General features: G+C 58.1%; 19 protein-coding genes and 1 pseudogene. 10 read left to right on the top strand and 10 right to left on the bottom strand.

Annotated features, from left to right (window positions below; genetic code table 11):
• Positions 1-127: 127 nt before the first annotated feature.
• From ACTG2B_RS13155 to ACTG2B_RS13130, 6 genes are all read right to left on the bottom strand, one after another.
• Positions 128-874 (bottom strand): substrate-binding periplasmic protein, encoded by a 747-nt coding sequence (locus ACTG2B_RS13155; protein ID WP_042083708.1) that lies wholly within the window; start codon positions 872-874, stop codon positions 128-130.
• A gap of 71 nt (positions 875-945) precedes the next feature.
• Positions 946-1,464, bottom strand: coding sequence for a GDYXXLXY domain-containing protein (locus ACTG2B_RS13150; RefSeq protein WP_439996033.1), 519 nt, complete (start codon positions 1,462-1,464; stop codon positions 946-948).
• The gene (locus ACTG2B_RS13145; RefSeq protein ID WP_439996031.1) at positions 1,461-2,465 is read right to left on the bottom strand and encodes a DUF4401 domain-containing protein; all 1,005 of its coding nucleotides are present in this window, start codon (positions 2,463-2,465) and stop codon (positions 1,461-1,463) included. The genes ACTG2B_RS13150 and ACTG2B_RS13145 overlap by 4 nt, the downstream gene beginning before the upstream one ends.
• The gene (locus tag ACTG2B_RS13140; RefSeq protein WP_439996029.1) at positions 2,458-3,396 is read right to left on the bottom strand and encodes a DUF2157 domain-containing protein; all 939 of its coding nucleotides are present in this window, start codon (positions 3,394-3,396) and stop codon (positions 2,458-2,460) included. Before ACTG2B_RS13140 ends, ACTG2B_RS13145 begins: the two co-directional genes overlap by 8 nt.
• A 164-nt stretch (positions 3,397-3,560) precedes the next feature.
• Complete coding sequence (locus ACTG2B_RS13135; RefSeq protein ID WP_005337386.1) at positions 3,561-4,118, bottom strand: TMEM165/GDT1 family protein; 558 nt, start codon at positions 4,116-4,118, stop codon at positions 3,561-3,563.
• Between the two features lie 259 nt (positions 4,119-4,377).
• Complete coding sequence (locus tag ACTG2B_RS13130) at positions 4,378-4,707, bottom strand: translation initiation factor (protein WP_005337385.1); 330 nt, start codon at positions 4,705-4,707, stop codon at positions 4,378-4,380.
• A 119-nt stretch (positions 4,708-4,826) separates the two neighbouring features.
• Here ACTG2B_RS13130 and ACTG2B_RS13125 point away from each other — a divergent pair, with 119 nt between their 5' ends.
• The 3 genes from ACTG2B_RS13125 to ACTG2B_RS13115 all read left to right on the top strand — a co-directional run bounded on the left by ACTG2B_RS13125 (position 4,827) and on the right by ACTG2B_RS13115 (position 7,690).
• Entirely contained in the window at positions 4,827-5,054 is a 228-nt protein-coding gene (locus ACTG2B_RS13125) for a FeoA family protein (RefSeq protein ID WP_005337384.1), read from the top strand.
• Between the two features lie 129 nt (positions 5,055-5,183).
• Positions 5,184-7,454 (top strand): Fe(2+) transporter permease subunit FeoB, encoded by a 2,271-nt coding sequence (gene feoB / locus ACTG2B_RS13120; protein WP_439996028.1) that lies wholly within the window; start codon positions 5,184-5,186, stop codon positions 7,452-7,454.
• Positions 7,451-7,690: a FeoC-like transcriptional regulator gene (locus tag ACTG2B_RS13115; RefSeq protein WP_005350974.1), complete on the top strand. Its 240-nt coding sequence runs from the start codon at positions 7,451-7,453 to the stop codon at positions 7,688-7,690. Before feoB ends, ACTG2B_RS13115 begins: the two co-directional genes overlap by 4 nt.
• Before the next feature lie 94 nt (positions 7,691-7,784).
• Here the strand turns inward: ACTG2B_RS13115 and ACTG2B_RS13110 are convergent, their stop codons facing one another.
• Complete coding sequence (locus ACTG2B_RS13110; protein WP_101531291.1) at positions 7,785-8,435, bottom strand: DUF2913 family protein; 651 nt, start codon at positions 8,433-8,435, stop codon at positions 7,785-7,787.
• 98 nt (positions 8,436-8,533) lie between these two features.
• Complete coding sequence (locus tag ACTG2B_RS13105) at positions 8,534-9,829, bottom strand: DEAD/DEAH box helicase (RefSeq protein ID WP_005337380.1); 1,296 nt, start codon at positions 9,827-9,829, stop codon at positions 8,534-8,536.
• 286 nt (positions 9,830-10,115) lie between these two features.
• Here ACTG2B_RS13105 and ACTG2B_RS13100 point away from each other — a divergent pair, with 286 nt between their 5' ends.
• Entirely contained in the window at positions 10,116-10,694 is a 579-nt protein-coding gene (locus tag ACTG2B_RS13100) for an O-methyltransferase (protein WP_439996026.1), read from the top strand.
• 75 nt (positions 10,695-10,769) lie between these two features.
• Here the strand turns inward: ACTG2B_RS13100 and ACTG2B_RS13095 are convergent, their stop codons facing one another.
• Together ACTG2B_RS13095 and gltB are read right to left on the bottom strand one after the other, a co-directional pair.
• Positions 10,770-12,185 (bottom strand): FAD-dependent oxidoreductase, encoded by a 1,416-nt coding sequence (locus tag ACTG2B_RS13095; protein WP_021229438.1) that lies wholly within the window; start codon positions 12,183-12,185, stop codon positions 10,770-10,772.
• 12 nt (positions 12,186-12,197) lie between these two features.
• Positions 12,198-16,654 (bottom strand): annotated as a pseudogene (gene gltB, locus ACTG2B_RS13090) (glutamate synthase large subunit).
• A 611-nt stretch (positions 16,655-17,265) separates the two neighbouring features.
• Between gltB and ACTG2B_RS13085 the strand changes: the two are divergent.
• The 6 genes from ACTG2B_RS13085 to ACTG2B_RS13060 all read left to right on the top strand — a co-directional run bounded on the left by ACTG2B_RS13085 (position 17,266) and on the right by ACTG2B_RS13060 (position 26,323).
• The gene (locus ACTG2B_RS13085) at positions 17,266-18,195 is read left to right on the top strand and encodes a TIGR01212 family radical SAM protein (RefSeq protein ID WP_042083735.1); all 930 of its coding nucleotides are present in this window, start codon (positions 17,266-17,268) and stop codon (positions 18,193-18,195) included.
• Between the two features lie 377 nt (positions 18,196-18,572).
• Positions 18,573-20,717: a type I secretion system permease/ATPase gene (locus ACTG2B_RS13080; RefSeq protein WP_216948819.1), complete on the top strand. Its 2,145-nt coding sequence runs from the start codon at positions 18,573-18,575 to the stop codon at positions 20,715-20,717.
• Positions 20,710-22,143: an HlyD family type I secretion periplasmic adaptor subunit gene (locus ACTG2B_RS13075; RefSeq protein WP_005350982.1), complete on the top strand. Its 1,434-nt coding sequence runs from the start codon at positions 20,710-20,712 to the stop codon at positions 22,141-22,143. The genes ACTG2B_RS13080 and ACTG2B_RS13075 overlap by 8 nt, the downstream gene beginning before the upstream one ends.
• Before the next feature lie 37 nt (positions 22,144-22,180).
• Complete coding sequence (locus ACTG2B_RS13070; RefSeq protein ID WP_160881689.1) at positions 22,181-23,506, top strand: TolC family outer membrane protein; 1,326 nt, start codon at positions 22,181-22,183, stop codon at positions 23,504-23,506.
• Between the two features lie 135 nt (positions 23,507-23,641).
• A complete protein-coding gene (locus tag ACTG2B_RS13065; RefSeq protein WP_337739136.1) occupies positions 23,642-24,394 on the top strand; it encodes a transglutaminase-like cysteine peptidase in 753 nt (250 codons plus the stop codon).
• A 3-nt stretch (positions 24,395-24,397) separates the two neighbouring features.
• A complete protein-coding gene (locus ACTG2B_RS13060) occupies positions 24,398-26,323 on the top strand; it encodes an EAL domain-containing protein (RefSeq protein WP_429203093.1) in 1,926 nt (641 codons plus the stop codon).
• Positions 26,324-26,473: the final 150 nt, after the last annotated feature.

Below are 26,473 nucleotides of genomic sequence, written 5' to 3'. Positions count from 1 at the left end.
AAAGATCCTTCACAATCAACTATGTAGCCCAGTTTGACTGCTTGCGGCGGGAATAGCTAGCCACCTCTATTGCATCTTTCATCAATAAAATGGGCAGCGAACTGCTGCCCAGCGGGTGAGTGAGTGCTCAGCGCACCGGCAGGTATTTGGCCTGCAATTTTCGAAACTCCTCCGAGGCGAGGGCGCGGGTCAGGCCCTGCTGAAAGAGGGTGATTTCGCTGTCGGGCACCTGACGGCTGAAGGCGTAGCAGAGCTGCTCGGCGCTCAGCACCATGGCCACATTGAAGTCGTCGCTGCTCAGCTTCAGTTCGCGGATGGCGTCATATCCCGCCAGCTTGCTGGTGGCGAGCAGGTCGGCGCGGCCGGAGAGCAGCATCTTCAACCCCTGCGACAGGCGGTTGGCCGGGATGATGTTGTTGTCATCCATGCCGTTGTTGAGCAGCAGCTGCTCGGCGGCGTCCGAGCGCACGGCGCTGATCTTGTACTGGCTCATCTGTTCGAAGGCGGTCAGGGTGATGTTCTGCGCTTTGCGGCCAAGCAGTATGTACTCCGAGTAGCCGATGGGGCAGACCCACTTGAAGAGATCCTCCCGGGCCTGGGTGCGGGCGGTGGAGAAGAGCACCACGTTGGGCTTCTGGGTTAGCAAGTAATAACCCCGCGCCCAGGGCAGGATGCGCACCGGCTGGGGCGTCACGCCGCTGTGCTGCCAGATCATCTGCAGCAGATCGACCGCAAGGCCGGTGGGCTGGCCTTGCGGATCGCTGTAGTTGTAGGGGGGGTACTCTTCGGTAAGGTACTCGAGCTTGCCCAGATCAGCCCGGGCCGTCGAGGCCCAGCAGAGCAGCAACAGATGACAGATCAGCCATATCCTCATTGGGAACATCCTTAGCGATCAACCTTCCCTTGAGTGTGACCATGAACAGAGTAAATAGCCACTCACTGCCGTTACCAGCGGGCGCGGATCTGCCCGATGGGCTGGTAGGCCTCATCCCGCAGCCCCACCAGCAGGGTCTTGCCATCGGCTTGCAGCCGGAACTCGCCGTAGCGGGCCGCTTCGTACTGTTCCCCCGTGCCCTCTTCAAAGAAGTAGGCATCGGGGCCGATCTGCCACTGCTGTTCGCTCTGGTGAACCTGCAATAGCCGCTCATCGCTGGCGAGCCGATCCGGTTTGCCATCGGCCACCAGAGTGGCCACATGATGGGCATCGAGGCGGATCACCAGGGTGTCGCTGCCCTTGTTTTGAGTAGTTTGGGCGTCGCGGCTGGTCAGCTCGCGGGCAATTTCATAGTTGAGCCGCATGTAATCCCCCTGCATCAGAGAGCGGGGATCGACCGGAGCGAGCCGCAGCAGCACCACTTCGCCGCTGCTCATGGCGTGCTCATAGCGCCAGACGGTGGCATTGATGCCTGCCAGGATGGCGAGGCCGCTCAGCAACAGGGCGAGTTGTCGGGTGACAGGTTTCATGAGTCGCTCCTTGCCGCAAAGGTGGTGAGCAGTTGGCGGGCCCCCAGCAGCAGGATGCCGGAGCCCAGCAGCAGCCAGGATTTGGTCATCAGGGTGAGCCCGAGATCGTAGTAATAGAGCGAGCCATAACCGAGCAGCAGCAGGGCCGAGAGGGTCATCAGCCCCAGACTACCGGCATAGAAGCCGAGGATCAGCACCAGTGCGCCTGCCCCCATGCCGGGGATGATGGCGCTGATCAGCACCAGTGGCAGGCCAAACAGCAGCGGGAGCCTCAGCTTCACCATCACCGCCAGCAGCAGGGCGGCGCAGATCAGGGGATTGAGCCAGCTCGGCAGGCGGGACAGCCCCAGCTCGTCCAGCACGCTGCTGCCGCCATCCCAGAGCGGATGGTGCAGACGTCCCAGCACCAGCAGGGAGAGGGCGAGCCCCAGCGTGATGGAGTGGTAGAGCTGGTGGCGCTCTGGATCCCTATCTGCCCGCAGCCAGCAGAAGGTGATGGCCGCCATCACCAGCGGCAGGGCCAGCAGTTGCAGCCCGAGGCAGGCAAGGCCAAGGGTGAGCAGCAGGGCCGCCGCCACGCTGTGAAACAGCCGCACCAGCCAGTGATCGAACAGCACTGCGATGGCGAGCGACAGCAGGCACAACCCAAACCAGAGCAGGGCGTGATGAAGGTCCAGCTGATCGAGCAGGCCATAGAGCAGCCAGGCATCGGCCGCCAGGGTGAGGGCCAGCACGAACTGATCCCAGAGATCGCCGCTTTGGCTGCGATTGAGGGCGTAGGCCCCCGCCAGCAGAACGGCCCCGAGCAGCAGGGCACTGTTGGCCTCGCGGGTCAGCTGCTCGAAGGTGAGAAACAGGAAAAAGAGCAGGAACAGGGCGGCAATCCAGCCCACCAGCCCCAGCAGAAAGCGGCTCGACCAGTGGGGGTGGGTATCACGGGGCTGATCCCCTTCCACCAGATTGGCCTGTTGCAGTGCTTGCCAAAGGGTCAGATCACTCATGAGACCTCCGTTGTTGTTGCAGCCAGCGGGCGGCGGTGACCGAAAGGCCGATGGCAATCAGGCTCAGCAGCAAGAAGCCGTTGATGTCGGGCTCCATCCACTTGCCCAGCGCCGCGAGGATGACGGCAATCAGACTGAGGCACCCCATGGCGAGTCCGGCGATAAATCTATGATGCCAAAGGGCATAGGCCGCAGCGAGCCAGCCAAGCCAGAGCGGCCACACCAGCGGGGAAGCGGCATCAAACAGCGCCAGCAGGGTGAGCAGGGTGGCTCCCAGACCGGCGGCAAGGCCCGCCAGCCAGCTTGGCATCAGGCGCCAGCGGTTTGGCGCCAGCAGAAGCAGACCCCAGAGGGCGGCGTTGAGCAGGGTAAGGCACCAGCCCAATCCCTCTTCATCGAAGGTAAAGAAGAACGTGAACAAACCGAGCCGCCAGTAGAGCACCAGTGCCAGCTGGCCGAGCAGCCAGCTTAAGGTCCAGAGCAGCGGGCTTTGGCCAAATACCGCCAGCGGCACCAGCATCAGCGCCCAGGTGGCGAACAGCTGCCAGGGATCGGCACCGGTCTGGTAGGTTTGACCCACCAGCGCCAGCAGGGCGCCGATATTGAGGGCGATAGCGAGCAGCAGCGCCTGACGGGGGGTATCCCCCAGTGCTTTGCGCCACAGCAGAAGCAGCATGGCGAGCAGCGGCGCCTCCAGCAGGGCGAGGCGGGAGACCCGGCCCAGCTCTTGCCAGTTGAAGGCGACGAAGAAAATAAGGCCAGCCCCGATACAGAGGGCGCCGAGCCAGAGCAGCAGCCGGTCAAACAGCCACTGCCAGCGCGCCGGATGGGGGGGAAGATCTGCGAGGGTCAGGGCGTCCGCCAGCTTCTCTGGCGCCAGCCGTCCTTGTTTGACCCATTCGAGAAGCGTCTCTCTTGATACGTTGTGCATGGGGGGACTCCACGAGGTTTGCCCCATTATGGCATGAGGCACCCGCAACCGTGCACTGCCCCTTGGCTCTACGGCTGGTGGTTGCGACAGCGGATTACGCAATAGACAAAGCTGCAAACAAAAAAGCCCTCCACAGGGGAGGGCTTGGTCAGCGGAAAAGGCGATCAGGCAAAGATCAGAGTGCTCACCCCGAGGCCGACGAAGAGGATGGCGCAGGCGATGCGGATCCCCTTGAGCGGCAGCTTGTCTGCCCCCAGCTTGCCGATCAGCACCACAGGCACGTTGGCCAGCATCATGCCGAGGGTGGTACCGGTAATGACCTGCACCAGCGAGTCATATTTGGCGGCCAGCAGCACGGTGGCAATCTGGGTCTTGTCGCCAATTTCGGCAATAAAGAAGAGCACGAAGGTGGCCATAAAGGGGCCGTATTTATCCAGCGAGCTCTCCTCGTCATCCATCTTGTCCGGCACCAAAATCCAGATAGCCATGGCGATAAAGGCGATGGCGACCAGCCAAGTCATTATCTTGGGATCGAGCCAGCGGCTGATGAACTCACCAATCCAGGCCGCGCCCGCATGGTTGAGCAAGGTAGCCGCCAGCATGCCGGCGATGATGGGCCAGGGCTTGCGAAAACGGCAGATGAGCAGCAACGCCAATAGCTGGGTTTTATCGCCGATTTCGGCAATAGCGACGCTGAGGGTTGAGGTTAACAAGGCTTCCATAAAAATGACCGGGGGACGGAATTGTTATAAACCAAAGACAAGCCTGCGCCATCCGTCCCCGGTATTGGCACTGGCCCGTCAAAGGTCTTGTCAAATCCATGGCTGGCATGGATCACCCTGACCATGGTGATTTGGCACCAAGTATGTTGATCAGGGTCGCAAACCGGTATTCATGCAATGGATGGCACCGGTGTGCGAGACTACTCCCCCTCGATGGGAGCGGGCATTCTAGGGAAAAACCGCATGAGTGACAAGGGGATCAGCCACCCACCAGCTTGACGCTGAAACCGGCTTTCTCCAGCTCGGTTTTGATCAGGTCCCGTTTATCCCCCTGGATCTCGATCACTCCCTCCTTGATACCGCCTCCGGTGCCGCACTTTTTCTTGAGCAGGGTGGCCAGGGATTTTTGCTGATCGGCGGGTACGCCATGAATGGTGATCACCCCGGCACCCTTGCGCCCCTTGGTCTCGCGGCGAATGCGCACGGTGCCGTCGGTGGGGAAGGGGGAGGCGGATTGGGGAGCGCTCTGCTCCTTGATCATGCCGCCATCTGTGCTGTAAACGAGGCGGCTGTTGTTGTCGTGACTCATGGCAATACTTTATGGGTTAGCTAAGCGGAGTTTGATTTTACTCAAATAAAAGTTGAAGACACAGCTTATAATGCCCCAAGTAAAAGCGAATTATTATTGTTTAACTTCAGGAGTCAGTCATGGTACTCACGCAGTTGTCACCGGGACAGAGTGCTCGCATCAAGAATATGAATCAGCTCGCCCGGCCGCTGCGCCGCAAACTGATGGTGATGGGCCTGTTGCCCCAGACTGAAGTCATCTATCTGCGCTCCGCCCCCCTGGGGGACCCGCTCCAGATCCAGTGCCAGGGGATCTGTCTCTCCATGCAAAAGAGTCTGGCCCAGCAAATAGAAGTCGAGCCGGTATAACCCCCTGCTCGGCTGCCGCTCCGGTCAAGAAACGTCACCGGGAGCGGTTCAGAGACAAGAAGTCGAACCTGCAAAGCGGCTTGCCACACGCACGCGGCGGGTTCAGAAGAAAATAGAGGTAGAGCTGGTATGAATTATTCCCTGGTAACGGTAGGTAACCCCAATAGCGGCAAGACCTCCCTGTTCAACGCCCTGACCGGCGCCCGCCAGCAGGTAGGCAACTGGAGTGGTGTCACCGTCGACAAGAAGATGGGTGAGTTCAGCGCGGGTGAGCATCACTTCAAGCTGATGGATCTGCCCGGCATCTATAGCCTGGCCAGTCAGGATGGCAGTCTGGACGAGCAGATTGCCAGCCGCTTTGCCCAGGGTCAACAACCCGACCTGCTGCTCAACGTCATCGACGCCGCCAATCTGGAGCGCTCCCTCTACCTCACGCTGCAACTGCGCGAACTGGGCCTGCCCATGGTGGTGGTGCTCAACAAGCTGGATATCCTGCAAAAGCGCCGCATCGTCATCGACGAGAGCAAGCTCGGCATATCCCTCGGTTGCCCGGTGGTGGCCCTCTCTGCCCACAACAGCAAGCAGGTTGCCGCCTTCAAGCAGCAGATCCGGCAGTTTATCGGTCAGCCGCAAGCCGCCTTGCAGCTCGATTACGGCAACGCGCTTGAAACCGATCTGGCGGAGCTGGAGACCCTGCTCGCCCCGCATCACCTCACTACCCGTGGCCGCGCCCTGCGCCTGCTGGAAGAGGATGCGGTGATGCAGGAGACCCTGCTGCCCGGTCAGCAGGCAGCCGCCGCCAATGTAGTGGCTCGCGCCCATCAGGGACAGGATATCGACCTGCAACTGGCGGATATTCGCTACGGCCATATCCACCAGTGGGTACAACAGGCTCGTCAGCAGAAGGGCAAGCTCACCGAGGCCCAGAGCGAGTGGCTGGATCGGGTGCTGCTCAATCGCTGGATTGGCATCCCCTTCTTCCTGTTTGTCATGTATCTGATGTTCCTGTTTGCCATCAACGTTGGCAGCGCCTTTATCGACTTCTTTGACATCATGGGCGGCGCCCTGTTTGTCGATGGGGTGCACCACCTGCTGGGACTGGTCAATGCCCCCGAGTGGCTGGGCGCCATTCTGGCAGACGGCTTTGGCGTTGGTTTGCAGACCGTGGCCACCTTTATTCCGGTGATTGGCTGCCTCTATCTCTTCCTCGCGGTGCTGGAGAGCTCCGGCTATCTGGCCCGTGCCGCCTTCGTGGTGGATGCCCTGATGCGCCGCCTCGGCCTACCGGGCAAGGCGTTCGTACCGATGCTGATGGGCTTTGGTTGTACCGTCCCCTCGGTGATGGCGACCCGTACCCTCAACTCCGAGCGGGAACGGCTGATGACCTCCGCCATGGCCCCCTTCATGTCGTGTGGTGCCCGTCTGCCGGTTTACGCCCTGTTTGCGGTGGCCTTCTTCCCCGAGTCTGGCCAGAACCTGGTGTTCGGTCTCTACCTCATCGGCATTCTGGTGGCGGTGCTCACCGGCCTGTTGCTGCGTAGCACCCTGCTGCCGGGCAAGAGCGACTCCATGCTGATGGAGATGCCGGATTACGAGTGGCCGCGTCCGGTCAACGTTGCCATCAAGACCTGGCAGAAGCTTAAATCCTTCGTCTTTGGCGCCGGTAAAACCATCGTACTGGTGGTTGCCGTGCTGAGCGTGCTCAATTCCCTGGGTACCGATGGCAGCTTTGGCCATCAGGAGCAGGAGAGCTCGGTCCTGAGCAAGATCAGCCAGGCGGTGACCCCGGTGCTGCACCCCATAGGTGTACGCGATGACAACTGGCAAGCCACGGTCGGTATCGTCACCGGTATCTTCGCCAAAGAGGCGGTGGTCGGAACCCTCAACAGCCTCTACGCCGGTGGTGGCGATGCAGAGGAGGAGAGCGAGTTTTCGCTGGTGGCCAGTTTCCACGAGGCGATCGATGCCGTGGCGGCTAATCTGGCGGAGATCAACCCGAGCGACCCCATGGGATTGTCTGTCGGTGAGCTGGATGATCAGCAGGCAGCTGCCGAAGCGCAGGAGGTGGATGTCTCCACCTACGGCAATATGCAGACCCACTTCGACGGGGCAGCCGGTGCCTTTGCCTACCTCTTGTTCGTGCTGCTCTACATGCCTTGCGCCGCCGCCATGGGCGCGCTGGTGCGGGAAACCGGTCGTCAGTGGGCGCTGATGACGGCGGTATGGTGCAACTATATGGCCTTTATGTGCGCCACCCTCTTTTATCAGGTCGCGACCTTTGCCGCTCATCCGGAGCAGAGCCTGTTCTGGATCGTCAGCTACGGCCTCTCTCTGGTACTGCTCTGGTGGGCTGGTCGCCGTCACGGTGACATCGTTGCCCGCAAGGTGGTGACCTTATGATTCTGCGCGAGCTGGGGGATTACCTCGCCGCGCAGCAGAAGGTGAGCCGGCGTGATCTTGCTCGCCACTTCCACACCTCGGAAGATGCGGTGGAGGCCATGCTCGGCGTCTGGATGCGCAAGGGGCGGGTCATCAAGCGTGAAAGCCGGGTCTGTGGTGGCAGTTGCTGCGGCAAGAGCGAAGAGGTGATGTTCGAGTGGTGTGATGCCGGCCAGATTGGCATCAAGATCCGCTAAACGACTACCCAACCTCATCATCAAACATCGAACAATAAAAAACGGCAGATCCTGCACAAGGGTCTGCCGTTTTTATTGTTGAAAACAGGCGGGATCAGGCGCTCTGGCGGGCCTCGCTCAGCAGTGCCAGCGCCGGTTGGGCGTTGTCCGGCATCAGCCGGTAGGCCTTGTGATGTTTGACCAGGGTGGTTTTCTTGTTGCCCTGGCTCAGCAGCAGGCCGTGCTTGAAGGCCGCCTCGGCCAGCACCTTCTCGTCACCGCGCACATAGAGGGTGAGGGGTTTGACAAGCTCACCGTCCTCGATATGGCCTTCATATTCGCTATGGCTTACCACCAGACTCGCCTGACCGCCAGATTGCAGGCGCAGCTTGGCGTTCACCTCGCTCTCGGTCAGCACCAGCCAGCCTGCCGCTGAGAGCTCCTCCAGCAGGGCAGCCAGCTTGGCTCCCAATTGCTGCGGATTGGTCATGGCGCACTGGTATTGGAAGGCGATGCGCTCCAGCAATCCCTTGAGATCGGCGCCCGCACCCAGAGTGCGGCCAAGCTGCACCCAAGCTTTCAAATCTTCCATCACCAGACGGGAGAAGCGCTTCTCCTTGAGGGAGTCGGCCATCCAGGTGCAGAGAAAGTGGCTCTCTTGGGCCGGAGTGCGCTTGCCCGCCTTTTGCTCGGCGGTGCGGGCCAGTTCGGCCAGGCTCTGGGTGGCCATCTCGAACAGGGCCTGATTGTAGGTCGGAGAGGTCATAAGCAATCCTTGAGTTGACCACCTGGGGCCAACACCGATGACAGAGATGGCAAAGGCGCCAGTGGCGCCTTTGCGGTTCAATAGAGCAACTGCCCGCCTTATTTCGGCTGACGGGGCTTCTTGGCTGCAGCCAGACGCTTGAGGCGCTGACCCTGCAGCTTGGCTTCGGCCATCACCTGAGCCACGGCGTTATCTTCACGCTGCGGGCGTTTGCCAAAGCGGCGACGCTCCTGCAGCTGCTTGATCAGCTCGTCACGGCTGCTCACCTCATAGCCCGGCACCATGATGCGGCGGATCTTCTGGCCGATCAGGGCCTCGATCTCCAGCAGGGTACGCTCCTCTTCACGGCTGACAAAGGAGATGGCCATGCCGCGCTTGCCGGCACGACCGGTACGACCGATGCGGTGCACGTAATCTTCCGCCAGGAACGGCAGATCATAGTTGACCACGTATTCCAGATCCGGAATGTCCAGACCACGGGCGGCCACTTCGGTGGCGACCAGTACCCGTACCTTGCCTTCCATGAATTCGCGCAGGGCGCGGCGACGATTGCCCTGGGCCTTCTCGCCATGGACAACGGCGGACTTGATGCCGTCGAGGTTCAGCTCCTCGACCAGCACATCACAGCTCTCGCGGGTACTGGCGAACACCAGCACCTGCTGCCAGTTCTGCTTGCCAATCAGCTCTGAGAGCAGCTCACGCTTGCGCTTCTGCTCGACCGGATAGACGGTGTGGCTGACGGTGTCGGCGGTGGAGTTCTGCTTGTTGACGCTGACGATCTGCGGGCGATCCAGCATCAGGTTGGCCAGCTTTTTCACCGCATCGGAGAAGGTGGCGGAGAAGAGCAGGTTTTGACGGGTCTTGTTGACCGCTTGCAGGATCTTCTGCACATCGGCGCTGAAGCCCATGTCGAGGATGCGATCCGCTTCATCCATCACCAGACACTCGACGCCGGAGAGGCTGAGGTTGCAGGCGGTGAGGTGCTCCAGCAGACGGCCCGGGGTGGCCACAATGATGTGAGCGCCCGCTTTGAGCTTCTTGGCCTGCACGTCCTGCTTGCCACCGCCGACGATGGTGATGGTGGTGATATCGAGATACTTGGCGAAGTCATTGATGTTGCTCGCCACCTGAGCCGCCAGCTCGCGGGTCGGGGTCAGGATCAGCACACGGGCGTTGGAAGGCTGGACCGGCGCCGGATTGTCTACCAGACGCTGCAAGATGGGCAGGGCGAAGGCGGCGGTCTTGCCGGTACCGGTCTGGGCGCTGGCCAGCACATCGCGGCCACGGCGAATGGCCGGGATCGCCTGTTGCTGCACAGGGGTCATCTCCTGATAACCGCAATCTGAGACAGCACGCAAAATCTCGGGGGCAAAATCGAACGATTCAAATCTCATAATGGGTTCCTGTGTTCCAGCTGGGCTGTGTTTGGCTTGGTTAGCTCGGCATGAGCGAGACGGAGGTTGTAACCACCGACGGCTGCGCCTGACATCAAGTCAGAGAGTGAGCCGGAAAATGGCGGGCGCGAAGTGTAACAGATAGACGTCACAAATTCTGCCTCAAATGGTTGTCCTTTTCTCATCCTTTGTGGTGTGAATGGTGGTTGAAAGCAATCATTTGACTCCCAAAGTCCAAGCCAAGGGTGTGGGGTAACGGTTTTGGGCAAGGACGAAAGGGATATCGATGGAACTGGAACAGTTAAAACGCCAGCTGGAGCAGCTTGGCGAGCGCAATGACAGCATGCAGCAGGCCCGCCACCGCAAGCTGCTCAATATCACCCGCGACACGGGGGAGTTGCTGTCAGTGCTGGTGCAGACCCGTGGGGCGCAGGCGGTGCTGGAGATTGGCACCTCCAATGGTTACTCCACGCTTTGGCTGGCAGAAGCGGTGCGTCGGCTTGAGGGACACGTGACCACCATTGAGCTGGATGAGGATAAGCGCGTACAGGCCCATGACAACTTTCAGAGGTCAGGGGTGGCCCCTTGGGTAACGTTGCTGGAAGGGGATGCGAGTGAGCTGTTACCGACCTTGCCGCAAGCAGGCTATCAGCTCATCTTCCTCGATTCGGATCGTCAGCACTACCGGGCATGGTGGCCGCAGATCCGCCGCCTGCTGGCACCCCGTGGCCTGCTGGTGGTTGATAACGCCATCTCCCATCGCAGCGAGATGGTGGAGTGGATGAACGAGGTCGGGCAGGATCCGGCCTTTGCCACCTCGCTGGTGCCGGTCGGCAAGGGGGAGTGGCTGGTGGTGCGTTTGTAGGGGGTAGCTACAAAAAATCAGCCTCGCATTGGCGAGGCTGATTGTGAAAGCGCATCAGGGTCTTGGTCGGTCGGATCAGACCGCCAGATAGTCCATGATCCCTTCGGCCGCTTTGCGCCCTTCGTAGATGGCGGTCACCACCAGATCGGAGCCACGTACCGCGTCGCCACCGGCGAACACCTTGGGGTTGCTGGTCTGGAAGGCATATTCCGCCTGCTCGCGGGCCTTGATGCGATCCCGGTTGTCGAGCTCGATGCCGAACTCCGCCATCCAGGGCTGGGGGTTGGGCTGGAAGCCAAACGCCATCACCACCGCATCGGCAGCCAGCACCTGCTCGGAGCCCTCGATGACCACCGGATTGCGGCGGCCATTGGCATCGGGTTCACCCAGCTCGGTGCTCACCACCTTGATGCCGACGGTGCGACCGTTGGCATCCAGCTCGACCGCCACCGGTTGCAGGTTGAACATGAACTCAACCCCCTCCTCGCGGGCATTTTTCACCTCCCGCTTGGAGCCCGGCATGTTCTCCTCGTCGCGGCGATAGGCGCAGATCACCTTGGCGGCTCCCTGACGGATGGCGGTACGCACGCAGTCCATGGCGGTATCGCCACCGCCCAGCACCACCACCTGCTTGCCGGCGAAGTCGATGTAGTCGGCTTGTGCCTTCTCGAAGCCCAGCAAGCGGTTGGCGTTGGCGATGAGGTAGGGCAGGGCATCATAGACGCCCGGTGCCTCTTCGTTGGCAAAGCCACCCTTCATGTACTTGTAGGTACCGACCCCGAGGAAGACCGCATCGAACTCGCCGAGCAGATCGGCGAAGGTGATGTCCTTGCCCACTTCGGTCTCGAGACGAAACTCCACGCCCATCCCCTGGAAGATCTCGCGGCGACGCTGCATCACCTCTTTTTCCAGCTTGAAGGAGGGGATTCCGAAGGTGAGCAGGCCGCCGATCTCCGGATACTTGTCAAACACCACAGGGGTGACGCCATTGCGTGCCAGCACGTCGGCACAGGCGAGACCAGCCGGGCCTGCGCCAATAACGGCGACCCGCTTGCCGGTCTTGACCACGTTCGAGAGATCGGGCTTCCAGCCCATCTCGAACGCCTTGTCGGTGATGTACTTTTCGATATTGCCGATAGTCACCGCACCGAAGCGATCGTTGAGGGTACAGGAGCCCTCGCAGAGGCGATCCTGCGGGCAGACCCGACCGCACACTTCCGGCAGGCTGTTGGTCTGGTGGGAGAGCTCTACCGCCTCCAGAATGCGCCCCTCTTTGGCCAGTTTCAGCCAGTTGGGGATGTAGTTGTGGACCGGACACTTCCACTCGCAATAGGGGTTGCCGCACTCGAGGCAGCGATCCGCCTGCATCTGTACCTGCGGCTGATTGAAGGACTCGTAGATCTCCACAAACTGGATTTTGCGGATCTTGAGCGGCTTCTTGGGCGGGTCGACCCGCTGGACATCGATAAACTGAAATACGTTCTGGCTCATAGGGTTCCCTCCTTATTGCGCCTGGATTCTGAGTTCTGCACTGGAACGGCTGGTGTGACCCAGCAGCGATTTCACGTCGCTGGACTTGGGTTTGATCAGCCTGAACTTGGGCACATAGGAGTCGAAGTTGGCCAGGATCTCCTCGGCGCGCGAGCTGCCGGTCTCATTGAGGTGCGCCGTGATGATGCCGCGCAGGTGCTCCTGATGGATGGCGAGATCCGCCACGTCCAGCAGTTCCACCAGCTCGGGGTTGGTTCGCTTGGCGAAGTTGCCGCACTCGTCGAGCACGTAGGCAAAGCCGCCGGTCATGCCCGCCGCAAAGTTGACGCCAGTCTGACCGAGCACGGTGACGATGCCGCCGGTCATGTATTCACAGCCGTTGTCGCCAATCCCCTCGACTACCGCCAGGGCGCCGGAGTTACGCACCGCGAAACGCTCGCCGGCAGTGCCCGCGGCGTAGAGCTTGCCGCCGGTGGCGCCGTAGAGGCAGGTGTTGCCGATAATGGCTGCTTCATGGGATTTGAACGCCACGCCGACATGGGGCTTGATCACCAGCTTGCCGCCGGTCATCCCCTTGCCCACGTAGTCGTTGGCGTCACCGGTGAGGATCATCTCGAGGCCACCTGCGTTCCAGACGCCGAAGCTCTGGCCTGCGGTGCCGTTGAAGTGCACCTTGACCGGATCTGCCGCCATCCCCTGGTTGCCGTGCCGTTTGACGATCTCGCCCGAGAGGCGTGCACCCACCGAGCGGTCGGTGTTGCGAATGTCGTAGCGGAACTCGCCGCCGCTTGAGGTTTCCACCGCCTCAAGCAGATCCTCCACCATTTTCAGGTTGAGCGGCCCCTTGTCGAAGGTGGGGTTGTGCTGCTGGCTGAACAGACTGGAGCCTGCCGGCGCAACCGGACGGGCCAGAATGCCGGAGAGATCCAGCTTGGCCTGACGGGCGGTGAGGCCGGGCAGGGCTTCCAGCAGATCGGTGCGGCCAATCAGGTCGGTCAGCTGGGTGACGCCGAGCTGAGCCATCAGCTCGCGAGTCTCTTCGGCGATGAACTTGAAGTAGTTCATCACCATCTCCGGCAGGCCGGTGAAGTGCTCGCGACGCAGCTTCTCATCCTGAGTGGCAACGCCGGTAGCGCAGTTGTTCAGGTGGCAAATACGCAGGTATTTACAACCGAGCGCCACCATGGGGCCGGTGCCAAAGCCGAAGCTCTCGGCGCCGAGGATGGCTGCCTTGATGATGTCGAGGCCGGTTTTGAGACCGCCATCCACCTGCAGCCGCACCTTGTGGCGCAGACCGTTGGCGACCAGCGCCTGCTGGGTTTCAGCCAGACCCAGTTCCCACGGGGAGCCGGCATATTTGACCGAGGTGAGGGGGCTCGCGCCAGTGCCGCCATCATAACCGGAGATGGTGATGAAGTCGGCATAGGCCTTGGCCACGCCGCAGGCAATGGTGCCAACGCCGGGTTCGGAGACCAGTTTCACCGACACCAGACAGCTCGGGTTGATCTGCTTGATGTCGAAGATGAGCTGGGCCAGATCCTCGATGGAGTAGATATATGGTGCGGCGGCGGCGAGATCAGGGTCACGCCGGGCACGGAATAGCGCAGCTGGGCGATCTGGGCGGTGACCTTGTCGCCGGGCAGCTGGCCACCTTCGCCGGGCTTGGCACCCTGCGCTACCTTGATCTGCACCACATCGGCGTTCATCAGGTAGTGGGGGGTGACGCCAAAGCGGCCGGAAGCCACCTGCTTGATGCGGGAGTTCTTCTCGGTACCGAAGCGCTTGGGATCCTCGCCACCTTCGCCGGAGTTGCTCTGACCGCCGAGGCGGTTCATGGCGACAGCCAGCGCCTCGTGTGCCTCAGGGCCGAGGGCACCGATGGACATGGCGGCGGAGTCGAAGCGGGGGAACAGCTTGTCGGCCGGCTCAACCTGATCCAGTGCGACCGGATTGTCGACCTTCTTCAGGGCCAACAGGTCACGCAAGGTGGAGACCGGGCGTTCGTTGACCAGACGGGCGTACTCCTTGTAATCGGCATAGTTGCCGGAGCGTACCGCGGTTTGCAGGGTCTGCACCACATCCGGGTTGTAGGTGTGGTACTCGCCGCCGTGAACGAACTTGAGCAGGCCGCCGTGGGCGAGGGGCTTGCGGGCCAGCCAGGCCTGACGGGCCAGCTTGAGCTGATCCTGCTGGATGTCGGCAAAGTCGGCGCCCTGAATACGGCTCGACACGCCACGGAAACAGGTCTCGACCACGGTTTTGGCCAGACCCACCGCTTCAAACAGTTGGGAGCAGCGGTAGCTGGCGACCGTGCTGATGCCCATCTTGGACATCACCTTGTAGAGCCCCTTGTTGATGCCGTTGCGGTAGTTGACCATCGCCTGGCGCAGGGGCATGGCGAGCACACCCTCTTCAACCTGTTTGGCCAGGGTTTCGTAGGCCAGATAGGGGTAGATGGCGGTCGCGCCAAAGCCCAGCAGCACCGAGAAGTGGTGCGGATCGCGCACGCTCGCGGTCTCCACCAGAATGTTGGCGTCGCAGCGCAGGTTGTTGTCCACCAGGGTGCGCTGTACCGCGCCCACCGCCATGGCGGCCGGGATCGGCAGGGTATCGGCGCTGATATCGCGATCCGACAGCACCAGCAGCACGGTGCCACTCTTGGCAGCGGTTTTGGCCTCCTCGCAGATGCGCAAGATGGCCGCTTCCAGCCCCTCTTCGGGCTTGAAGTTGAGGCTGATCACCTGATGACGGTAGTACTCGCCTTCCAGTGCCAGCAGCTGGTGGAAGTCGGAGTAGAGCAGGATCGGTGACTGGAACAGCACCCGGTGGGCGTGGCCGAAGGTCTCGTTGAAGACGTTCTGCTCGCGACCGATACAGGTGGCGAGCGACATCACGTGATTCTCCCGCAGCGGATCGATGGGCGGGTTGGTCACCTGCGCAAACATCTGGCGGAAGTAATCATAAAGGGTGCGAGCGCTGGAAGAGAGCACTGCCATCGGGGTGTCATCCCCCATGGAGCCCACCGCTTCCTGACCATTTTCACCGAGCACCCGGATGATCTGGTCCAGCTCCTCGAAGGAGTAGCCAAACAGCTTCTGATAGGTTTTCAGCTGCTCATCGGAGAACTCGCGGCTACCGGTCTGGCTGTCGTCCATCTGCTCGAAGGGGACCAGCCGGCGGCAATGTTTGTCCATCCACTGTTTGTAGGTGTGGCGGCTCTTGAGATCGTCATCGATCTCGAAGCTGGTCCACACCTTGCCGTTGCTGGTGTCGACCACGAACAGCTCGCCCGGGCCGACTCGGCCCTTCTCCAGCACTTCGTCCGGGGTGTAGTCCCAGGTGCCAACTTCGGAGGCCAAGGTTATGAACTTGTCCTTGGTGATGACGTAGCGGGCCGGACGCAGGCCGTTTCTGTCAAGGGCGCAGGTGGCGTAGCGGCCATCGGTCATGACGATACCGGCCGGGCCATCCCACGGCTCCATGTGCATGGAGTTGAAGTCGTAGAAGGCGCGCAGGTCGTCATCCATGTTCGGGTGTTTTTGCCATGCAGGCGGGATCAACAGACGCATGGCGCGGAACAGGTCCATGCCGCCGGCGAGGAAGAGATCCAGCATGTTGTCGAGGCTGGAGGAGTCAGAGCCGGTGGTATTGACGAAGGGGGCCGCTTCCTGCAGATCGGGAATGAGCGGGGTGGCAAACTTGTAGCTGCGCGCCTTGGCCCACTGGCGGTTGCCGGCGATGGTGTTGATCTCGCCGTTGTGGGCCAGATAGCGGAACGGCTGGGCCAGCGGCCAGCGCGGGCTGGTGTTGGTGGAGAAGCGCTGGTGGAAGACGCAGATGGCTGCCTGCATACGGATGTCGGCGAGATCCAGATAGAAGCGCGGCAAGTCCACCGGCATGCACAGCCCTTTATAGACGGTGACCAGGTTGGAGAGGCTGACCACATAGAAGTAGTCGTCGTTGACGCGCTTTTCGATGCGGCGACGCACGATATAGAGGCGGCGTTCGAGATCCTTGTCGACCCAGCCGGGCGGGGCGTTGACAAAGACCTGTTCAATGCTGGGCAGGGAGGCTTTGGCGATGGTACCGAGTACGTTGGTATCGACGGGCACCTTGCGCCAGCCGACCAGACTCAGGGTCTCTTTTTCCAGCTCCTCGTCGATGATGTCGCGAGTTGCCTGGGCCAATACGGGGTCAGGGTTGAGGAACAGCATGCCGACCGCATAGTTGCGGCCAAGGTGCCATCCCTTCTCCTCGGCGACAGCTCTGAAGAAGCTGTCCGGTTTTTGCAGCAACAGGCCACAACCGTCGCCGGTCTTGCCATCGGCGGAGATCCCGCCGCGGTGCTGCATGCGAGCCAATGCTGACATCGCGAGACGGACAAGCTTGTGGCTGGCTTCCCCTTCCATGTGGGCCAACAGGCCGAAGCCACAGTTATCCCTCTCCAGCTTTGGATCATATAGTGACATTGCATATCTCCCTTGCTCGGCCTTGCATCGCACAGTCATCGTCTGACTGCATAAATTGCGACTGGCTCTTGTGGTTCCGTCTGCCTGACGTGGCGAATCTCCAAACTAATGGGATTTTCTGGCGAGGTCAATCGCAGGTCAGGTTTGTCTTCATGGTTACATTCGCATAACAAAATGTCGGGTTAGGGGGATTCGCTCGCAGTTATGGAGTGTTTATTCTGTGTAGTTTGATTTTGTTGGTTAAATATATCGTCATTGGCGGGCTCAATGGTGCGCTCGGCGACGATGGGCGAATGTAGTAATTTTACCAACCCGATGTGGCCGACAGCGGAAGGGATCACATTTTCAATATCCCATGCTTGCAATTGTGTGCTGTCGGGTCTCTTTGAATTTTTCATTGTTCAACAGTGGGTTATCAGGTCTCATTTTCATATGGATGTTTACTGTTTGAATCGTCAAAGAACTGTAAAAATCCTTTTTTTGCGCTTTTTCTCTATATTTATTCAAAATTGGTCGGGTATTTATATGTTTTACCCTCTCCGCTAGCTTGATCCAGCTCAGCCCCTGTTTTACGCAAGCTCGTACAATGGCGCTCCTTTAGCGGAGGTGTCATGCAGTTACACGAACTCGTCAATACATTCGGTCAGGATCTCAAGCAACGTCATGGTCAGAAGATCCACAAACTCTCCATCCACGGGGCCTTCACCTGCCCGAACCGTGACGGCACCCTGGGCCGTGGTGGCTGCACCTTCTGCAACGTATCCTCTTTTGCTGACGAGTCGGCTCAGCAACTCTCCGTGGTGCAACAACTGCTGGCTCGCCGGGACGAAGTCACCCGTGCCAAACGCTATCTTGCCTATTTTCAGGCCTATACAAGCACCTATGCCGAGGTCGAATATCTGCAGCGGATGTATGAAGAGGCGCTGTCGGTGAGCGATATGGTGGGGCTCTGTGTGGGCACTCGCCCCGATTGCGTGCCGGATGCGGTGCTGGATCTGTTGGCGGGCTATCAGGCCCGGGGTTACGAGGTGTGGCTGGAGCTCGGGCTGCAAAGTGCCAACGATAAGACCCTGCAACGGATCAACCGCGGCCACGGTTATGCCGCCTATGAGGATGCGGTAAGACGTGCCCATCAGCGCGGCATCAAGGTATGTGCTCATCTGATCGTCGGCCTGCCGGGCGAAGTGCCGATGGACAGCCTCGATACCCTACATCGCATCGTTGAGACCGGTGTTGAGGGGATCAAGTTGCATCCGCTTCATGTGGTTGAAGGCAGTACTCTCGGCAAGGCGTGGCAGGCGGGGCGGCTTGAGGTATTGACGCTGGAGCAGTATGTGGAGGCGGCTGTCGCCATGATCCAGCACACGCCGCCCGAGGTGGTGTATCACCGGATTTCGGCATCCGCGCGCCGTCCAACCCTGTTGGCACCAGCCTGGTGTGAAAATCGCTGGACGGCCATGGCGGACATTGCCAAAGCACTCTCATTGAACGGCCCGCAAGGTCACGCGTTGGGCAGACCCTTCATACTTCCTGACCTATAATTGAGCGCAAGATTATTATTTTCACGTAAAACATAGGGTTATATAAAAAACTTCATACCCTAAACTATAGTTTTGGTACGTGCCGGTTGATATAGTGGTGCGCCATAATAAATGTCATTATCAATTAACTCCGACATTCACCCTGATTGCAGTGTTAGCATGGTGTTGATGAGCCGATTATTTTTACCAATAACGAATCATGCCGCCATTGCTGCTGTGGCGGGAAATTGGCGATGAGTGTCGCGATCTATCTGGACAGGTTTATCCCCTGATCAGTCTCATCAGCGGGAAGGCCACTCGGTTTTAGCGTGGCTATAGCAGGGAAATAGGAGCGATGAACGCTCTTATCTACCTCATTTATGCAGTGACAGGATGCTATGCAAGCAGAAACAAGTCGTATTGATGAGTTATTGGAGTGTCTGGTCTTCTTGACCCGTTTTTATGGTGTGCCCAACAGCCAGGATGCCCTGACGACCGGGTTGCCACTGGTTTCCGGACGCCTGACTACCGCACTCTTTTGCCGTGCTGCCGAGCGGGGCGGGTTATCCGCCCGTGAAGTGATCCAGCCACTGGCCGATATTTCTCCCTTGCTGCTGCCTTGCGTATTGCAGATGCGCAGTGGTGGCGCCTGCATTTTGCTGGAGTGGAACGAAGATCGCAGCCAGGGGAAAGTGATCTTCCCGCAGGCCGGTGATGCCGCTCAATGGCTGACCGCAGCCCAATTGGGTGATGAGTATCTGGGGCGCCTCTTCTATGTAAAGAAGCAGTTCAAGTTTGACGAGCGCTCTCCCAAGGTGCTGGAAACCCGTGATGGACACTGGTTCTGGAGCACCTTGTTCGAATCCCGCGGTATCTATCGCGATGTGCTGATCGCCTCCATTCTGATCAACCTGTTTGCCATTGCCAGCCCTCTTTTCACCATGAACGTCTATGACAAGATTGTGCCCAATCTGGCGTTTGATTCGCTCTGGGTGCTGGCGGTCGGGGCCATGGTGGTCTTTACCTTCGATTTTGTGATGCGGCAGTTGCGCAGTTACTTTATCGATATCGCTGGCAAAAAGTCTGATGTGCTACTGTCTGCCAAGATTTTCGCCAAGGTGATGGGCATGCGGATGGAATCTCGTCCCGCTTCCACTGGCGCGTTCGCCAAACATCTGCAGGAATTTGAATCGGTGCGGGAGTTTTTCACCTCCGCAACGGTTTCTACTCTTATCGATCTGCCCTTTGCCGTCTTCTTCCTTTTTATTATCTGGATGTTTGCAGGCGTAATGGTGGTGGTTCCCATCGTCGCCATGCTGATCCTCATCGCCTACAGCCTCTATATTCAGGAGCCCCTCAAGCAGTCCATCGAAGAGGGGTCACGCCTGGCGTCCCAGAAGAACGCCAACCTGATTGAAAGTATTTCCGGGCTGGAAACCGTCAAGATTTTCGGCGCCGAGAGCATGTTCCAGCATCGCTGGGAGCAGGCCGTCTCCCATATTTCCACCTGGGGCGTACAGACCCGCCGCATTACCAACTCCATGTCCTCGCTGGCCAGCTATATCCAGCAGGTGGTGACGGTCGGTCTGGTGATCGTCGGTGTTTACCAGATCTCCGAAGGTTTGGTCACCATGGGGGGCATGATTGCCGCCGTGATGCTCTCCAGTCGCGCCATTGCGCCCATGGTACAACTCTCCGTGTTGTCGACCCGTTATAACCAGGCCAAGTCAGCACTGGATATTCTGGAAAAAATCATGCAAACCCCGGGTGAGCAGGAGGAGGGCAAGCAATATATCCATCATCCGGTGATTGCCGGTCGAATTGAATTCGAGAATGTCTCCTTCAAATATCCCGGCATGGAAACCAGCACCCTGCACAATATCAATTTGCGCATTCAGCCGGGCGAAAAGGTGGCGATTATCGGCCGGATTGGTGCGGGTAAAACGACCCTCGAGAAGCTGTTGATGGGACTGTATCGACCGACCGATGGCTCGGTACGTATCGACGGCTTTGAACTCGATCAACTGCCACCTGCGGTGATCCGTCGCAATATCGGCTGTGTTCCGCAAGATGTCATTCTCTTTTTTGGATCGGTGCGGGACAACATCATGCTGGGTAATCCGCTGGTGGATGATGTGAGAGTCTTGCGCGCCGCCAAGCGGGCGGGTGTCACCAACTTTACCAACCGGGATCCCAACGGGCTGGATCGGCAGATAGGTGAGGGGGGGCGTCAGCTTTCCGGTGGCCAGCGTCAGTCGATCCTGCTGGCACGCGCCCTGCTCAATGATCCCCCCATTCTGGTGATGGATGAGCCGACCTCCAACATGGACAACCAGTCCGAGATGCAGGTCAAACAGGAGCTCGCCAGACTGGGCCCGGAAACCACATTGATCCTCATCACTCACAAAACCTCGATGCTGGATGTGGCATCGCGAGTGATCGTTATCGAGCAGGGGCAGATCGTTGCTGATGGCCCCAAAGAGGTGGTGTTGCAGCAGTTGAAGGAAGGCAAGGTGCGTGTGCAGGAGGTGTCCCATGGTTAAGGGGCTCATGGACTGGTTCAAGCGCAGCAAAAAGACGCCTTCCGGCGAGGTATTGCCGGCACCCGAGCATCTGGAGTTTGTCGATGACGGCGCGGCAGCTGTACTGCTGACCACGCCGACCGGAGCTCGTATCCTGCTATGGTGCTGTTTCCTCTTTTTCATGAGTGCCATCGTCTGGGCGGCCTGGGCCGAACTGGATGAAGTCACCGTGGGTCAGGGCAAGGTTATTCCGTCCCGTCAGCTGCAGGTGATCCAGAACCTGGAAGGGGGGATCGTCAAAGAGATCTTCGTCAAAGAGGGGGACATCGTCGAAAAGGGGCAGCCGCTGCTGCGTATTGATGACACCCGTTTCCGCTCCGACTTTAGAGAACGGGAGCAAGAGGTCGTCACCCTGAAGGGGGATGTGGCCCGTCTGCGCGCCGAGATGGCCAGCGTCGAGGTGAAAAACGACCCGGCACTGGGGTGGCGTGAGCAGGTAGTGGTAGGCGAAGCGCCAATCCAGTTCCCCGATGGTTATGAAACCGTCTTTGCCGAATATGCGCACCGTGAGCGCTCTGTACAGCGGGATCGCCTCAATAACCTGAAGAACCAGCTCTATATTCTTGGTCAGCAAATCGAACAGAAAGAGCAGGAGCTGATTGAACTTAATGCCAAAATTCGCACCGTGAATCGCAGTGTGGATCTGGCCAGACAGGAACTGAATATTAGTCGTCCGCTGGCGAAAGAGGGTATAGTGCCTCAAGTGGAGCTAATCAAGCTTGAGCGGCAGGTCAACGAGATGCAGGGGGAGCTGGAGAGCAACCGTCTGCTGATCCCAAAACTCAATTCGGTACTGCGTGAGACCATCTCCAAGCGTAATGATATTGCGCTGAAGTTCAGAGCAGACTCCCAGACTGAACTGAATGAGAAGCAGGGGCGGCTTGGCCAGTTGTCAGAAGGGCAGGTTGGCTTGCGAGACAGAGTTGACCGGACCAGCGTGATTGCTCCGCTCAAGGGCACCATCAAGAAACTCAAGATCAACACCCTGGGCGGCGTGGTTCAGCCCGGCATGGATTTGATGGAGATTGTGCCGCTGGAGGATACCTTGCTGGTAGAAGCCAAGGTGTCACCGAAAGATATCGCTTTCCTGCGACCGGGGCTGGATGCCATCGTCAAAATTACTGCCTACGACTTTACAATCTATGGAGGATTGCATGGCAAGGTTGAACAGATAAGTGCGGATTCGATCCAGGATGAGGAGGGGAACTCCTTTTATCTGGTTCGGGTTCGAACAGAGAAGAGTTACTTGGGCGATGAGCTTAACGCACTTCCCATCATCCCCGGTATGTTAGCCAGTGCTGATATCATTACTGGTAAAAAAAGTGTCCTAGACTATTTGCTTAAGCCGATTTTACGGGCAAAGCAGTCGGCACTGAGAGAACGATAAGCCAACAATCTAAAAACAAAACATGACTGGAGATAACATGAAAAAAACGATTGTTGCCATGCTGGTCAGTGGCTGCATCCTGATCCCGAGTTTGGGTCAGGCCCAGACTCTGGAAGAGTCGGTGGCACAGACACTTGCTACGCATCCCAAGATCAAGGAAGCGTTTGATCTGTATCAGGCACGACTCTATCAGCATGATGGAGCCAAGGGTGGCTATTATCCTACGATCGATCTGCGTGGCGGCGTAGGCTATGAAAAAACTGACAGCCCTTCTACCCGCGCTGCCAGCGCCAACAGCAATATTGATGATTCCATGACTCGCAAAGAGGCTGGACTCAGCCTGCGGCAAATGTTGTTTGATGGCTTTGATGTCAGCAACAACATCTCCAGAACCGAAGCAGAAGCCAATGCCCAGCGTCTGGCGATGATCTCCGAAGCAGAGAATACCGCGCTTCGAGTAGCTGAGGTCTACCTCAATATGCTGCGTCAGCAGGAGATCCTGGAGCTTTCCAAACAGAACCTGGAAACCCACGAACAGATCCGCAGCGACATCAGCAAGCGGACTGATTCAGGGCTTGGCTCTACTGCGGATCAGACCCAGATTGAAGGTCGTGTTGCCCGGGCCTATTCAAATCAGGCCGCTGCTGAAAACAACTATCGCGACGCAGAGAGTGAATTTATTCGTGTCGTGAACGAGGTGCCCAAAGATCTGGTACAGCCGGTTCCCAATACCGAGCTTATCCCGACCAGCCTCGATAGTGCGCTGAAAACAGCGACCGAAGTCCACCCGACCCTGCTTTCCTCCTTGCAGGATATCGAAGCGGCCAAGTATCAGCATGAAGGTGCCAAATCCGGTTTCTACCCCAATGTAACATTCGAGGTCGATCAGAACTGGAATGAGGATATCGATGCGGTCAAAGGGCGCAACGATGATCTGACCGCAATGGTGCGCATGCGTTACAACCTGTTCCGTGGCGGTTCTGATGTGGCAGAGAGCAATGCAACATCGGCTCTCTACTCTCAGGCGAAAGACATTCATTTGAATGCGTTTCGCCAGGTGGAGGAAGGCACTCGTCTGGCCTGGAACGCGAAAGAGTCGCTGGCCAAGCAGAAGACCTTCCTGAAAGAGCATGTTGACGCCAGCTATGACACCGTACAGGCATACAAGAAGCAGTTTGGTTTGGGTCAACGGACATTGCTGGACGTATTGAACACCGAGAACGAACTATTCGAGGCGCGTCGCAGCTATATCACCGCTGAGTATGATGCACTGCTGGCTGACTATCGCATTCTCAACGCGACAGGTAGTCTGCTCAATGCATTTAGCGTCAAACAACCCGCTGAATGGCAGGCCAGGCAATAACCGTTTGTTCATGATCCCGCTGGGATCATGAACGCCAACATGGTGACTGCTGCTGGCAGTCACCATGTTTGGCTAACGCAGGTTGTTGTACGAGCTTTGAGGAGTGCAGCAGTAATAATGCAGCAGGAATATGACGTGACACTCCAGCGTGGTACCGGTAGCCGATGGTGTTATCTTCTCAATGAATGGAGATACCGATCGCTACGTGCTCTGCGCCACTCCTTGTGGATCCTGCTGTTACCCTTCTCACTTCTGCTCTGTGCCAGTCAGCCTCTGCCACAGGAAGATCTCAACTTGATCAAGCGGGCGGAGCAGACCTATGGCGCCAGAGCTGGCAAGCGTGTAACCAGTTGGCGTATGTTGGTCATGGAGACGAAGGGCAGGGCCCTGAGCGAAGAAAAAAAGCTTGAGCGGGTTAATAATTTTTTCAATCGGATGCGTTTTATTGACGATATCAAGTTGTGGCGCAAAAAGGATTATTGGGCAACCCCGCTGGAATTTTTGGGAGCCGCCGGGGGAGACTGTGAAGATTTCAGTATCGCCAAATACTCTACGCTGCTCGAGATTGGGATCCCTGATGATAAAATGCGGATGGTGTACGTCAAGGCTCTTGATTACAACCAGTTTCACATGGTGGTGGCATATTATGAGACACCCTCTTCCGTTCCGGTGATTTTGGATAATTTGATAGGCTCGATTCGCCCTGCCACACAGCGGCGTGATCTGGTGCCTATTTACAGTTTTAACGGTAGTCACTTGTGGTTGATGAAGGCACGAGGCCAAGGGGAACTGGCTGGTCAATCATCCCGCTTGGGATTATGGAATGATTTACGCAATCGCATGACCTCGGGGCGATTGGCTCGGCCAGTGGTGAATTTGGATGATTAACCTATGACGCTCTATCGACAGTTATTAGCCACTATGCTGCTGCTGTTTGGATTGTTATTTGCGGCCACATACTGGGTGCAATTCAATTCAACCCGCACTTATCTGGCGCAGCAACAGGAAACAACGGTCATCAATACGGCAACTTCGCTGGGGCTTGCGCTCACTCCCTATCTGGAAAACGGTGACAAGGTCGGTGCCGAGTCGGTGATCCAGGCTATTTTTGATGGCGGCTATTATCGACTGGTTCGCCTGGATCTGCTGGCCTCAAAGGATGTCATCGAACAGGAAAATACCAACAATATTCAGGGGGTACCGCGGTGGTTTGTAAATTTGGGACTGTTTCCTGAGGTATCCAACGAGTCAATTCTGACGTCTGGCTGGTTGCAGCTTGGAAAATTAAAAGTAGTGGGTCACCCCGGCCAGGCTTATTACGAGTTGTGGCGGGGGATGAGCGAGCTGGCGAGCTGGTTTCTGGTCGGCTTTTTGATCACCACCATTTTGTTGATGAGAGCACTCAACTACTTGCTCAAGCCACTCAAACAGATCTGTGATCAAGCCGTCGAGATTGAGCTGCACCATTTCGGTCATACAATCCCGGAGCCTAAAACTCATGAATTGAAGCAGGTCGTTCAGGCGATCAACACCCTCTCAAGCAAGTTGGCGTTGCAGTTCAAAGAGCAAGCCGATGAGGCCGAGAAATTGCGTGAGCGGGTTTATGTCGATGCCGTATCGGGACTTGGCAACCGAGCCTATTTTGTGGGTCAGGTAAACGCATGGATAGCGGAGGCTGGCCAAGGTGGCGTCATGCTGGTTGCGGTCGACATGCTGGATGATATCTATCGCGATGAAGGCTTTGCTGCCCGCGACAACATGGTCAAATCGATAGCTCAGGCTTTGAAAGAGCAATTAAAAGGGTGGGATGGCGCAGCCTTGGCACGGATCTCCGCGACGGAATATGCGCTGCTCTGTCCAACTGACGATCTGACTCAGCTAAAAGAGCTGGCTGAAGTGATTAATAGCCGCATTGCCGATCTGGTGGTGAATCCAATGGGCGAAGGGGATGCGCTCTCCGTCATCGGTATTGCCGGTCGTGATGGTAATGATGATCTCTCTGCCTTGTTGACCAAAGCCGATAATGCGCTTGGCAAGGCGCGCAATGAACGCCGTGGTGCTGTGGTGATGGAAGGGGGGGCCGAGCAAGGTTTGATGGGGCGTTTGGCCTGGCGAGATCTGGTACAAGATGCCATTTCACGACAACTTTGGCGCTTCAAAGCCCAACCAGCTTGCCGGTTTGATAATGAAGCAAGGTTGCATGCCGAGCTGTTTGCTTCTATCTCTCGGGATGGCACTGATTATTTTGCAGGTCAGTTCTTGCCCGCGATTGAACAGTTCAAATTGGGTGGCGAGTTTGACCAAGCGGTGCTTGATGCTTGCGTTCCATTACTGCAAAAACAGTCTGATCTGGTACTGGCGATCAACATCACTGCTGGCTCGCTCTGCTCGGATGAATTTTTAACCTGGCTGACGCGCTATCTGACCGAGCATGCAGAGCTCAAAGAGCGGTTGTTATTTGAAATACCTGAAGCTGCCATCATGAAACATAAAGACAACGTGGCTGCGTTGGTTGGCACCTTGCAAGCTCATGGCTTCCAGTGGGGGGTTGACCACTATGGTCGTCACTTCCAGTCTCTGGGCTATCTGGAGGAGCTGTCGCCGGCTTATGTCAAGGTCGATCACGGTTATACCAGTCAGGTCATGGAGCCGGGGGCTGACACCTCATTCCTGGCCGCAGTGTGTCGCGCCGCACACAATGCCGGAGTGACCACCATTGCGACCCGTGTCGAGGATCAACATCAAGTGGAACTGCTTTCCAAGTTGCATATCGATGGTTACCAGGGATTTGTTCATCCTGCCTTCCCATTGTCTTGAACTAAATGCTGGAAATGGCCCCGATAGGGGCCTTTTTTATACCAGTCACTTCTCTTTTCGCCATTTTTCTATAACCAACTCAAGGTCAGCCTTGAATGGGGCTGTGTCTAGGATTCTGATTTGTATTAAGAAATTCCAACTCTTCGATTT

Source organism: Aeromonas sp. 30P (genome assembly GCF_051919805.1).
Classification (GTDB): domain Bacteria; phylum Pseudomonadota; class Gammaproteobacteria; order Enterobacterales; family Aeromonadaceae; genus Aeromonas; species Aeromonas veronii.
The sequence above is the reverse complement of the archived record's forward strand: the minus strand, read 5'-3'. Positions and strand labels throughout refer to the sequence as shown.

Excerpts from the sequence above, each read along its gene's own strand:
- ACTG2B_RS13085 (WP_042083735.1), top strand. The coding sequence starts at position 17,266 with ATGCAGTTACACGAACTCGTCAATACATTCGGTCAGGATCTCAAGCAA.
- ACTG2B_RS13060 (WP_429203093.1), top strand. The coding sequence starts at position 24,398 with ATGACGCTCTATCGACAGTTATTAGCCACTATGCTGCTGCTGTTTGGA.
- ACTG2B_RS13130 (WP_005337385.1), bottom strand. The coding sequence starts at position 4,707 with ATGAGTCACGACAACAACAGCCGCCTCGTTTACAGCACAGATGGCGGC.
- ACTG2B_RS13105 (WP_005337380.1), bottom strand. The coding sequence starts at position 9,829 with ATGAGATTTGAATCGTTCGATTTTGCCCCCGAGATTTTGCGTGCTGTC.
- ACTG2B_RS13125 (WP_005337384.1), top strand. The coding sequence starts at position 4,827 with ATGGTACTCACGCAGTTGTCACCGGGACAGAGTGCTCGCATCAAGAAT.
- ACTG2B_RS13100 (WP_439996026.1), top strand. The coding sequence starts at position 10,116 with ATGGAACTGGAACAGTTAAAACGCCAGCTGGAGCAGCTTGGCGAGCGC.
- ACTG2B_RS13080 (WP_216948819.1), top strand. The coding sequence starts at position 18,573 with ATGCAAGCAGAAACAAGTCGTATTGATGAGTTATTGGAGTGTCTGGTC.
- feoB (WP_439996028.1), top strand. The coding sequence starts at position 5,184 with ATGAATTATTCCCTGGTAACGGTAGGTAACCCCAATAGCGGCAAGACC.
- ACTG2B_RS13095 (WP_021229438.1), bottom strand. The coding sequence starts at position 12,185 with ATGAGCCAGAACGTATTTCAGTTTATCGATGTCCAGCGGGTCGACCCG.
- ACTG2B_RS13115 (WP_005350974.1), top strand. The coding sequence starts at position 7,451 with ATGATTCTGCGCGAGCTGGGGGATTACCTCGCCGCGCAGCAGAAGGTG.
- ACTG2B_RS13155 (WP_042083708.1), bottom strand. The coding sequence starts at position 874 with ATGAGGATATGGCTGATCTGTCATCTGTTGCTGCTCTGCTGGGCCTCG.
- ACTG2B_RS13135 (WP_005337386.1), bottom strand. The coding sequence starts at position 4,118 with ATGGAAGCCTTGTTAACCTCAACCCTCAGCGTCGCTATTGCCGAAATC.
- ACTG2B_RS13110 (WP_101531291.1), bottom strand. The coding sequence starts at position 8,435 with ATGACCTCTCCGACCTACAATCAGGCCCTGTTCGAGATGGCCACCCAG.
- ACTG2B_RS13140 (WP_439996029.1), bottom strand. The coding sequence starts at position 3,396 with ATGCACAACGTATCAAGAGAGACGCTTCTCGAATGGGTCAAACAAGGA.
- ACTG2B_RS13070 (WP_160881689.1), top strand. The coding sequence starts at position 22,181 with ATGAAAAAAACGATTGTTGCCATGCTGGTCAGTGGCTGCATCCTGATC.
- ACTG2B_RS13075 (WP_005350982.1), top strand. The coding sequence starts at position 20,710 with ATGGTTAAGGGGCTCATGGACTGGTTCAAGCGCAGCAAAAAGACGCCT.
- ACTG2B_RS13150 (WP_439996033.1), bottom strand. The coding sequence starts at position 1,464 with ATGAAACCTGTCACCCGACAACTCGCCCTGTTGCTGAGCGGCCTCGCC.
- ACTG2B_RS13145 (WP_439996031.1), bottom strand. The coding sequence starts at position 2,465 with ATGAGTGATCTGACCCTTTGGCAAGCACTGCAACAGGCCAATCTGGTG.